Genomic DNA, 12,327 nt, shown 5'->3' on the forward strand with positions numbered 1-12,327 from the left:
ATATAAGTTTTTGTAGAATGTCCCTATATCAGTGCATGTGCTATTATTTTATCAAAATTCCGTCAAAATTACTATCTTGAAATAAATACTTTACAGGTCTTAAAAAGCCCGACATCCGCATAGGATTTTCCTTTGTTCCCTTTACATAACTTAGATGAAGTTCTTCCTTTGCCCTTGTCATTGCCACATACAACATTCTTCTTTCTTCTTCGATTTCTTCCATGGTTATGCTTTTTCTTGAAGGTATTATGCCTTCGTTGAGATCAGGGATGTAAACTCTTTTAAATTCCAGGCCTTTGGAAGCATGCATTGTCATAACCCTGACTCCGTTTTTATCAGAAATCTCTATATTTCTCATATTCTCGATTTTCCTCTCCTCATCTTCTAAGTAATCCTTTAAATCAAAATAGTTTTTGAAGTCCTTACACAATTCCTCAAACTCATTAAGGTCAGCCAAATGCGTGTTTAGTACCTTACTGTTACCTGCAAATTTTTCTCTTAGATATTTATCATATCCCATGAAATCCCTTATAAAGTGAACAGAGCCCTTTGGTGTAAGCAGAGACATTAGCTTAAGATCTGTGAAAAGCTTCTGAATCATGGTTGTCATATTAAGCTTAGATTGCTTCGCATAATAGCAAAGAAGCTCTCTTTCTTCTACTGTTTCCTTTGTCAGCGCAGCTCTTGAGATATATCTTACAGGCTTATTCATTATTCTTAGAAAATGACTTCTTTTATGACCTTCATTCATAAATGCCATATACGAAATCATGTCCTTAACAGCTGCCTTTTCATGAAGTGCCACGATTTTTTCTTTGTAGGAACAGGGAATTGCTGCTTCCTTTAGCATACTGGCAAATCCTGTTGCCTCCATATTTGTTCTGACTATTATTGCTATATCGCTAAGTTTTGGCTTGTTTCCAGTCCTTTTTTCAGTTGTCTCGAGATTTCTTATTTCTTCAATGATGCCCTTATATTGCTCAGCCTTTTCGATATATTCTTTTCCGGTTATAATTCCAGGGTTTCCGACTTTGCCGGATTTGATGTTTTTCCTAAAGCGTATACTGTTTTCATTTATTACATGCTTTGAAGCTTCAAGTATTTTAGGTGCACATCTGTAATTAGTATCAAGGATTATTTCCTTTGCATTTTTAAAATATTCCTTAAAGCCTAGCATAAGCCTAGGGTCAGAGCCTCTAAATCCATAAATTGACTGATCATCATCACCTACAACAAAAAGATTCTGCTCCTCCGATAATAGGAGCTTTACCACTTCAAACTGGGCTGTGTTAATATCCTGATATTCATCTATTTGAATGTAGCGAAGCCTATTCTGCCACTTTTTACGTATATCCGGTCTTTTTAACAGATAATCCCTACAAAGAATTACCATATCATCAAAATCTATCAGTCCCTGTTCCCTTAGAATGGCTGAATACTCTCTTAGTATTTCCGGAAACTCCTCATAAAAAGGAACCGATTTATCTCTGTTTTCAATGCTATCACCGGAGTTTTTAAGTCTGGAAATCTCTGACAGTATTAGTCTTATAATTTCACCGTCATAATCTTTTCCATACAAAATATGGCTAAGTATCTTATACTTATCCGTTTCTTTAATGATAGTAAGCTTTGTACTATCCAATATATGATAAAAAATCGAGTGGAATGTTCCGAAGAGAACCTCCGGATACATGGAATCAGTTTCTTTAATAAATCTTTGCTGCATTTCTATTGCAGCTGCTTTTGTGAATGTAATCGTAAGTATTGATCCGGGACTAACTCCCTTCCGGATAAGACTTATTATCCTCTGTATAATAACAAAGGTTTTACCGCTCCCGGGACCTGCTATCACACAGGCAGGTCCCTTATCGTGCAATATTGCACATTTCTGAGCGGGATTACATCTTAAATTATTTTCAGGCTTCAAGCTTTGCGATTGAATCCTTTAATCTCTTAATGGTCTCATCCTTGCCGATGATCTCCATAGCTTCCGTTGCTCCACAGGGAGTCATGGTCTTACCGGAAACCGCTATACGAATAGGCCAAAGTACATAGCCATTCTTGTATTCCTTCTCCTTAATATAATCCTGAAGTCTTGCATAGAGGGCATCATTACTATAGTCCTCCTGCTCCTCAAGAATAGGAAGAAGCTCTTTAAGAACTGCAAGCGAAGAAGCTTCGTCAGTCTTCATCTTCTTGTGCTTATAAATTGAAACATCATAGTCAGGCATTTCTTCAAAGAAATCAATCATATCGTGAATATCTGACCAAAGCTCAATTCTTGTCTTTACCATTGCAGCAATCTTGTGAAAATCAAGGTCCTTCTTTACTACCTCCTTGATGTAAGGCTCTGCAAGCTCATAGAACTTGTCATCATCCATCATCTTGAGATATTCGCCGTTCATCCAGCGAAGCTTTGTATAATCAAATACTGCAGGTGACTTACTGATACGTCTGTAATCAAACTTCTCAATAAGATCATCAAGACTCATAATCTCAGTATTGTCCTCAGGTGACCATCCAAGAAGTGCAACAAAGTTAATGATTGTCTCAGAAAGGAAACCAAGTTCTACAAGATCCTCAAATGAGGAATGTCCGCTTCTCTTTGAAAGCTTGTGATGATCCTCATCAGTAATAAGAGGACAATGTATGTACTTCGGAACCTCCCATCCAAATGCATCGTAAAGTCTGTTGTACTTGGGTGATGAAGAGATGTACTCGTTACCTCTTACAACGTGTGTGATCTCCATGAGATGGTCATCAACTACGTTAGCAAAGTTGTATGTCGGGTAGCCGTCAGACTTGATAAGTACCATGTCATCGAGCTCGCTGTTATCAACAGTGATGTCTCCGTAAAGCTCATCGTGGAAGGTTGTCTGTCCCTCTGTAGGATTATTCTGTCTTATTACATAGGGCTTGCCCTCAGCGAGGTTCTTCTCAATCTCTTCCTTGGAAAGGTGAAGGCAATGCTTGTCGTACTTACTAACCTCCTTGCCATCAATCACCTGTACAAGGCTTGCGAGTCTCTCCTGATCACAGAAGCAGTAATATGCTTCGCCCTTCTCAACAAGCTCCTTGGCATACTTAAGATAAAGACCCTGTGCCTGTCTCTCACTCTGAACGTAAGGTCCAAAGCCCTTGTCCTTATCGGGACCTTCATCATGTTTAAGGCCTGTCTTCTCAAGTGTTCTGTAGATAATCTCGGTAGCGCCCTCTACAAAACGCTCCTGATCCGTATCCTCAATTCTAAGAATAAAATCGCCGCCCTCGTGCTTAGCTACGAGGAACTCATATAATGCTGTTCTCAAATTTCCTACATGCATTCTTCCAGTCGGACTGGGTGCATAACGTGTTCTGATTTTCTGTGACATATTACTCCTTTATTTCTCCATTACATAACTTCTGAAAATTCTTTTTTCTCAAATTCAACTATAATTCCGGAAGCCACATTTCGGCATAATGCTATCTGCTTCTTATTCACCTGAATGATAACTCCACCGCGTTCCTTTTTATTTATTACTTTAATGTGAGACCCACCAGTGACGCCAATGGATTTAAGTCTCTTAGAATAGATAGACTGTTCGACATTCATCTCCTTAACGAGATAAATGCCATTTTTCTCCCCATCAGTAAGTGTCATACATTACCTCAAAAAACATTAGACTATATTTTGTATTTACTGTTAAAACACTTAAAATACATAGTAATAGCACTTTAAAATACAAAATACTTACGAATTATATAACACCTTATGTCAAATGAAAAGAGCATCGCTTTAATGTGATGAAGCATTTTTTATTCCACGATTTCTTTATAGCATTCCGGTCTTCTGTCTCTGAAAAGGCCCCATGACAGTCTGTTTTGCCTTATCTCATTAAAATCATATACAGCCATTATTATCTCTTCTGAATTATCGCCTGCCTGACGTAAAATATCACCTGTTTCATCAGTCATAAAGCTGTGTCCGTAAAACTTTAACGAAGAAAGCTGTCCACCGTTTTCTTCAGACGGAACTACATTCTCAGTACCGATTCTGTTAGCTGCAACAACAGGTATAATATTGGCCGCTGCATGCCCCTGCATGGTTCTCTGCCAATGTCCTGAGCTGTCTACATTAAGAATAGGTTCTGAACCTATAGCAGTGGGATAAAGAATAATGTCAGCTCCCTGAAGTGCAAGACACCTTGCTGTTTCAGGAAACCACTGGTCCCAACATATACCAATTCCCACTCTTCCGTAAGCGGTTTCAAATACGGAAAAACCGGTATCACCGGGCGTAAAATAGAATTTTTCCTGATAAAAATGATCATCCGGGATATGTGTTTTTCTATAAACACCCAGAATATCTCCATCTGAATCAATCATGGCAACCGAATTATACATAACGTTGCCTTCGCGCTCGTAAAAGCTTATGGGAATCACAACTGAAAGTTCTCGGCAAAGCTTTGAAAAATGTGCAACAGCTCTGTTTTGATCAGTAGGTGTTGCATAATCATAATAATCGTATCGTCTTTCCTGGCAAAAATACTGTCTCTCGAACAGCTCTGAGAGCAGGATAATCTGTGCTCCCTGTGAAGCAGCCTTTCTTACAAGCCTCTCTGCTTTTTCAATGTTTCTGCTTACAAGCTCCTCATCGGAAATCTCAGGATTATGATATGCTTCTCTTCCGCATGCAAACTGAATTGCTGCCACTGTAGTAGATGTATTGTTTTTGTAATTCATGGGATCTCCTTATCCTTTAATAAGAGTTATTCAAAGCTTATTACTTTTCTTCTCATGTTACTCATGGAAGAGGGAATCTGCTGTGTAATGCAGTGAATATTGCCTCCACCAAGTAAAATTTCTCTGGCGGGAATGGATTTTACGCTGCGTTTTTTGCAGATCTTCGTCATTATTTCAAGAGCTCTCTTATCACTCTCCTGATTTTTTCCTCCGAAAGCAGGTAAAAGAACCTCTGTATTCGTAAAATAGAAATTTACATAGCTTGCCGCGAGCCTTTCTCCCGGTTCTCTGATATCCTCGCCTTCCTCAAAGAGATAATTATCAATGTCGTCATCTGAGCAGCAGACAGGATAATCCGGAATTGGCAGCTTATGTATTATAAGTTGTCTTCCTCTCGCATCTTTTTCGGTTTTTAAATATTCATAAGTAGCAAGTGACATGAAATATTGCGGATCAAGAATATCATCCGTCCAGGCAAGAACAACCTCTCCCGGAGCAATAAAGGCGCATATATTGTCTACATGCTCATTGGTTTCATCATTATATATTCCTGAAGGAAGCCATAGCACCTTTTCCACGCCAAGATAATCCTTCAATTTATTCTCAATTTCAAGCTGGGTCAGATCAGGATTCCTTCCCTCGCTAAGAAGACAGCTTTCTGTTACCATAACAGTACCTTCACCATCGCAGTGAATTGAACCTCCTTCAAGCACAAAGGGATGAGCATCGTAATGATCTTTATTGATATACTCACAAAAACCGCTGGCTATACGATCATCCTTATCCCAACTTGCATAGAGTCCGTCAACTTCGCCTCCCCAGGCATTAAAAGCCCAGTCTATTCCTCTAATGTCACCTTCACTGTTTCTGACGAATGTAGGGCCTACATCTCTTGCCCATGAATCATCGGAATCCATCTCTATGAGAACCAAGGTCCCTATATCACCAAGATTTGCGCCAGTCATTTTTTGGCCATTCTTCAGGCTTATGATACTTCTCAAATTCTTTGTATTATTCTTTATAAAAATATGAGCTTCATGAAAATGGTCTTTATCTACGATAACGTATAATTTTTCACATCTCAGGATTTCTGAAAAGATTCGGCAAAAAGCTTTTTTTGCTGCTGTTGAATCTATTCCCCAGCTGCCCGGTCTCGTAGGCCATATCATAAGTGTGCCATCATGAATATCATATTCCGCCGGCATGCTGTATCCATCTAGTTTTGGTAAAGCATTCTCGATTTTCATAGAGTCTCCCTGAAATATTATTAAATACCCCGCTTGAACCTAAAGTTCGGGCGGGGCAATAAAACTCACAAAATTTACTTGGTTCCGAAGATTCTGTCACCGGCATCACCGAGACCGGGAACGATATACATATTATCATTCAGCTTGTCATCGATATGCGCACATATAATCGGAACATCAGGATGTTCACTAGTAACCTTCTCAAGACCTTCGGGTGCAGCGATGAGACAGATAAATCTCATTTTCTTAACTCCCTTTTCCTTGAAAAGCTCAATAGCATCGCAAGCTGAACCGCCTGTCGCAAGCATTGGATCAAGAATTATTACTTCTCTGTTGCCGATATCCTCAGGTGCCTTGAAGAAATAATTAACAGGTTCAAAGGTTGTCTCATCTCTATACATTCCTACATGAGCTATTTTAGCATTAGGAATAACCTTAAGAACACCGTCAAGCATACCCATACCTGCTCTCATGATAGGAGCAAATGCATAGTTATCTTCATTAAGACGACCCATCTCAATTGTCTTAATAGGTGTTTCTACCGTAGTTTTTTCAAGCGGCACATCTCGCATTGCCTCATAAATGAGGTATGCACCTATTTCACTGACAAGCTCTCTAAAAAGCTTCGTACCTGTGTGCTTATCTCTCAAAATAGAAAGCTTATGCTCAATAAGCGGATGATCCAAAGCAGTAACATTTTTCATGTTCTTTTCCTCCATCTACAAACTGACAAAATAATAACATAAATTTCAGCTCAATTAAAGACTCCCACACACACTATGTGGGAGTCTTCGAAATTAATTATGTGACTTTTTTATTATTTGATGCTTGCTGTAGAAACAAGTGAAGCAAAGCCTGAAGGCCATAAGTACCATTGTCCGTCTGTTGGATCTCTGTAAACCGCTACGGTCAGGTTATTCTTTAAGCATGGATGATTGTCAATATGGAACTGTATTTTCTCAATTGAAAGCTCTACTCCGTAAATTGTGCTTATCTGCGGTGCATAAGGATACTCTTCAAGAGTAACCGATAATGGCTTTGTCGGCTTGTAGTTATTAGCTGTAGTTGCACCATCGAAAAATGCCCACGGAAGTTTGGTCTTTTTATCATCATATTCAAAATAGTATTTCAGATTACCGGCCTGACCAACTTTTGCCGCTGAGACATGCGGTGAAACCATCAGGGCATCCATCATTTCCTTACCAAGATCATTCTTTCCTTCCGAGTAAGCAATCATCGCGGTGAGTGCACAAGCAACCGTAAGATACTTACCATCCTGTTTACCATTCTCAGTTGTTCCACCATTATTGCCACGGTTGATACTTCTGATATCTGCCGCTGAATTAGGTGTCTGATTAAATACGATATTAGCCTGATTTATTTCTTCATCAATGTTGATTCCGTTTCTTGTTGCCTGTCTGATTATGGTTTTATATGTAAGCGTAGGCTGTGTGATTGTTGTCTCAGGTTCAAATTCCTTATCTCCTTCATCTGCATCACCACCACCAACCTTGATACTTGCTGTTGAATACAGTGCCGTAAATCCTGAAGGCCACAGATACCAGTTTCCATCTGAAGGATCCTTGTAAACACTTACTGTAAAAGTATTATTCAGGCAAGGATGATTAGATGTATGGAAAGCTATCTGTTCGATTGATAGCTCAGCTCCGTATAATGTACTCTTCTCCGGTGCAAAAACTGATTCCTCAACAGTTACTGTTATTGGCTCGGTAGGCTTGTAATTGTTTGAAGGTGTTGCGCCGTCCAAAAATGCCCATGGCAGTTTAGTTTTCTTATCTGCATCACTAAAGTAATAGCTCAAATTACCTGCGCTACCAACACTTACAGCAGAAACGTGAGGTGAGATCATAAGAGCGTTAAGTATATTCTGTCCGTCAGCATTCCTTCCCTCGGAATATGCCTTGCAAGCCGCAAGAGCACATGCGACAGTTATATACTTACCATCCTGCTTGCCGTCTTCTTCGGAACCTGCACCATCTGTACGGGTTATCTTTGCAATATCAGCTGCATTTGCAGGAACTCCGTTAAATTTAATCTTTGCAAGGTTTAATTCTTCATTTATATTTTCTGTTCCTCTTGTAACCTGTCTCGTCACTTTAGAATAAGTTATGGTCGGCTGACTTACAGTTACTGAAGGAGTAGGTTCCGGATCAGGTGTTTCAGGATCCGGGGTTGGTGTCGGATTCGGGTTCGGATCAGGCGTAGGTGTTGGTGTGGGATCCGGGGTTGGATTCGGTGTAGGGTTCGGGGTTGGCGTAGGTGTAGGTGTCGTATTATCATCGCTTGCTATCTTTGCAACAGAAACCGCACAAGTAACTGATGCCTTCCCTGCAGCTGCAGTAATAACAGCTGTTCCTTCAGCAATACCGGTGATTGATCCATTGGTAACTGATGCAACAGAAGGGTTACTACTTGACCACTTAACATTTTTCGCATCTTTTACAGAAATCGCTTTTGTTTCGCCAACCTTTATGCTCTCTGAGGTACTACTTAATTTCATCTCAGGAACAACAATATTGAACTTCGTTTTTGATCCATTCTTTAAGACCGCTGTGATTGTAGCTTTTCCCGGTTTATTTGGTGTTACTACACCTTTTTTATTGACACTTGCTATTTCCTTTTTACTCGATTTCCACTTCTTTACCTTTTTTGCGCTAAGCTTTTTTGTAGCCCCAAGACAGACAGTATAAGTTTTTACCTTCTTATCCTTCTTGCCTTTTTTTGCCTGAGCCTCGATTATGATACTGTTTTCAGGAAAAACCTTGTCTGCAACCGGACTAAAGCCGATTATCAGAGAAGCGCAAATAGCGCCTGCTCTGACTAATAATGTTCTCTTCATAAGCAATTTACCCCCTATTTAAAATTACTTGGTTATCTTCTGCGTCTTACCTTTAATACCTTTAGCCTTAAGAATTGTCTTATAAGCCTTAAGCTTTTTGCCGGGTACCTTAACCTTTGCTTTTGCGTGTATACCCTTAAAGGCATTCTTTCCTACAGTATTTTTCTTTAGCGCTGTTGTCTTAATATTTACAGTCTTTAGATTTGAACATCCATTAAATGCATTTGCACCTATCTTAATGATGTTTTTACTTATAGTAATTTTCTTAAGCTTTTTATTATTCTTAAATGCACCGGCTGCAATCTCGGTAACCTTATAGTTCTTACCGTCTGATGTAATTTCCTCAGGAATTGTTGCATTCGCGGCATTTGCTGCCTCAGATTTATTGTAAATTACTGTAAGATTATTTGTCTCAGTTGAGGTAATAGTATATGTAGCATTAGAACCCTGATCAACAATGCTGTCACCAACTTTACCTTCGGAAGCCATACCTGTAGCAGGTGCCTCAGGACTATTTACAGGAGTAGGATTCTCTTGAGGTGTCACAGGTGTTGTAGGTTCCGGTGTCGTAGGTTCGGGCGTCGTAGGTTCAGGTGTCGTAGGTTCAGGTGTTCCTGGATCGGGTATTCCGGGATCTGGTATTCCGGGATCCGGAGTCTCAGGATCAGGTGTTCCAGGATCAGGTGTTCCAGGATCCGGCGTGCCGGGATCTGGTGTTTCAGGATCCGGCGTTCCAGGATCAGGTGTGCCTGGTTCGGGCGTGCCTGGATCTGGCGTTCCAGGATCCGGCGCTCCTGGATCAGGTGTTTCAGGATCGGGCGTTCCAGGATCTGGTGTTTCAGGATCAGGTGTACCCGGACCAGGTGTGCCGGGATCTGGCGTTCCAGGATCAGGCGCTCCTGGATCAGGTGTTTCAGGATCGGGCGTTCCTGGGTCAGGTGTTCCGGGATCCGGCGTTCCGGGATCCGGAGTCTCAGGGTCAGGTGTTACAGGATCAGGTGTTCCAGGATCCGGTGTGCCTGGTTCGGGATCTTCACCTCCTCCAAGTGCAGGAATATCCTCAAGTTCAAGATATTGAGTTTCAAAATCGGGAGTCTCAAATATTGCCCTGTATCTCGTTACACCCTTTTCTGTATTTGTTGGTTTCTTTATAACTTCACTTGATATTTCACCAGTTTCTTTAAATATATGCGTAGGATCTTTTTTACAGATCTTTTTACCAACACAGGTCTTTCCATCAGCACTCCATTCATATACAGCATCACCGTAATCATGACCCGTAGTATGAATCACGATATCATCCTTTTCTAGAACCGTGGTTCCTTCCTCATCGGCAAAACACATACCACATTCTTCACAGTAGTAATATTTTATATTTCCGTCCTCTTCGCAGGTCGGTGCCTTCTCAGGAACCTCTGTCAGATTGTGGACATGCATGGGTATATCGTCGAATTCTTTTTCCTGTGTAGTAAATAATTCATTTTTGAAGGTCGCAGTATATTTGATAATACCGTTCTCAGTAGTAGTGGCTTCTTTTACAATTTCCTTTTTGATTTTGCCTTCTTCTGTAATTTTCTCTGTGCAGCCTTCATGCTTACATGTTGCGGAAGCCCGGCATATTCTTTGTAATTTGCCGTCTCTCTTATTAAATACAGCTCTCCATAAATATTCCGGTTCACCATATTCATGCCCAAGGGCTTTTATTGTAAGATCTTCAGGGTCAGCAAGTTTCGTGCAGTTTACGTCATAATAGCATCCTCCGCAAAGAAGGCACTGATAATACTCCTCATGACCTTCTTCGGTACATGTGGCAGGTATCGCTTTAATATGATCCACAAGATCATGCTTTTCAGGAAAAGATGTTATTATTTCTGGTTTAGATGCATAATCTGTAGAACCGTCCTCATAAACGTCTTCCATAAAAAGGACTGCAACATAATCTTCACCTATCTCCAGGTTTTGATATTTATAAGGAAGCTCGAATTTAGCCTTTACGTAATTTCCGTTATTTTGTAGGACTTCAAGTTTATTGTAGCTGAATTCATTTCTAGAATAGGATTTTCCAAGTTCATAATCCTTATCATTAACAAGTACAACCGAATATCTATCAGCGTTCTTTGAATGTGCTCCTGTAGTATTGAATTTCAGATAAACTTCATTCTTGTTAACTAATTCAACCTGAGTTACTCTTGTCGACATGAATTCGTCAAGTAGAGTCAGCTTATGTATACCACCTCTATCAGCACCGGTTCCTCCGATAAGTGAAGTCATGACAATCTTTCTTTTATCAATATTGAATGCCGGACTTACAAATTTATTAGAAGAATTTGGGTAGGTTTGTTCTACTACACCACCATCATCACTAACAACCCATGTTTTATTTGAACTACTGGTAGTACCGGATCTCAACCAGTACTTATATTTATACCCATAGCCCGGATGATTATATTTCACCCTGGTTATGTCCTTTGTCATTGCATCCTGATTAAAGCCATATTTTTTATTGGCAACCTCAGCAGCATCAAGGACAAAAATCTTGGTATTTCTCAAAGGTGCAAATTTATAATTGTATGGCTTCATATCATCAGCTCTATCATTACTTGTGAGATCCGATTTGGTCGAAGCTACAATTGCTTCTTTTTCAATATCAGTAAATACACCTTCCTTATTCAGAAAATCTCTGTCATTAAGATATGTTTTCAACTGACTCTCAGCCCATTTTGTCTGACTGAAATCCTTATCAAATGGGGCTTCAAACAAAACCGCATTGCAGTCAAGAAGAAGCGTTGGTTTATCCTCATTTGTATAGTCAATACTGTTGTTATCAAGAATGTTGTAAATGACCGGTTCTCCATTATACTTTCCATAATAAATACTGTACCAGCCACCACCTCCGTATTCCGGATTTCCAAGGCCGCCAATACCCATACCAACAACCCTCTTGGTAAAGCCTTCGTCGGCTTTTGCCGTCATGACATTACCAAATACCGGAATAGGCATGGCAATTAAGGCTGCCGAAAGTAGCAATGTCGCCCCCGTTCTAAAGAATCGTTTAAGCTTTTTCCTCATAAAAAACCTCCTAAAATAAACTACCTTTCCTACCATTCCAAGCTTTAAGAAATACATAATTTATTCGTATCAGATGTATCATATTTGATAATCAGGAAAAAAAATACCCGTCTTTAGGATTTAGCACTATTACTTTTTGGGACCATCTATATATCACTTACTACTGTAGTCAGCATATCTGCTGGCTATTTTTTGTTTTTCAAAAACTTGACAAAAAAATTATTTTGCTCTTGCATATATAGTGTTATAGTGCTATACTAGAAGTGGGCGTCTATTATGTCTTATTTCTTAAAGAAAACAAACAACAGAAAAGGTACTTATCTTCAGATTTATGAAAGTTATTATGATCCCGAAAGGAAGTGTGGAGCTCATCGCTCGTACAAGCCCATTGGCTATGTTCATGAGCTTATAGCAGGCGGCATTGATGAT

General features: G+C 39.8%; 8 protein-coding genes. All 8 read right to left on the minus strand.

The genetic code is table 11. From position 1 onward, the window contains the following. Window positions 1-43 precede the first annotated feature (43 nt). Window positions 44-1,927 (minus strand): ATP-dependent helicase, encoded by a 1,884-nt coding sequence (locus G586_RS23870; protein ID WP_051204919.1) that lies wholly within the window; start codon window positions 1,925-1,927, stop codon window positions 44-46. Beyond that, entirely contained in the window at window positions 1,917-3,371 is a 1,455-nt protein-coding gene (gene gltX, locus G586_RS0118670) for a glutamate--tRNA ligase (protein WP_026528928.1), read from the minus strand. The genes G586_RS23870 and gltX overlap by 11 nt, the downstream gene beginning before the upstream one ends. Window positions 3,372-3,391: 20 nt before the next feature. Further along, complete coding sequence (locus tag G586_RS0118675; protein ID WP_026528929.1) at window positions 3,392-3,640, minus strand: ferrous iron transport protein A; 249 nt, start codon at window positions 3,638-3,640, stop codon at window positions 3,392-3,394. A gap of 155 nt (window positions 3,641-3,795) precedes the next feature. After that, window positions 3,796-4,722 carry an N-carbamoylputrescine amidase gene (gene aguB / locus G586_RS0118680; protein WP_081674465.1) on the minus strand — a complete coding sequence of 309 codons (927 nt, stop codon included), beginning with the start codon at window positions 4,720-4,722 and terminating at the stop codon, window positions 3,796-3,798. A gap of 26 nt (window positions 4,723-4,748) precedes the next feature. After that, window positions 4,749-5,969, minus strand: coding sequence for an agmatine deiminase (gene aguA / locus G586_RS0118685; protein WP_026528931.1), 1,221 nt, complete (start codon window positions 5,967-5,969; stop codon window positions 4,749-4,751). 74 nt (window positions 5,970-6,043) lie between these two features. Next, entirely contained in the window at window positions 6,044-6,673 is a 630-nt protein-coding gene (gene upp, locus G586_RS0118690; protein WP_026528932.1) for a uracil phosphoribosyltransferase, read from the minus strand. Window positions 6,674-6,786: 113 nt separating this feature from the next. Next, on the minus strand, window positions 6,787-8,829 hold the full coding sequence (locus tag G586_RS0118695) for a DUF6935 domain-containing protein (protein WP_026528933.1): 2,043 nt from the start codon (window positions 8,827-8,829) through the stop codon (window positions 6,787-6,789). Between the two features lie 24 nt (window positions 8,830-8,853). Next, on the minus strand, window positions 8,854-11,898 hold the full coding sequence (locus G586_RS27115; RefSeq protein WP_051204920.1) for a leucine-rich repeat protein: 3,045 nt from the start codon (window positions 11,896-11,898) through the stop codon (window positions 8,854-8,856). Window positions 11,899-12,327: the final 429 nt, after the last annotated feature.

The organism is Butyrivibrio sp. VCD2006 (assembly GCF_000423925.1).
Classification (GTDB): Bacteria; Bacillota; Clostridia; order Lachnospirales; family Lachnospiraceae; genus Butyrivibrio.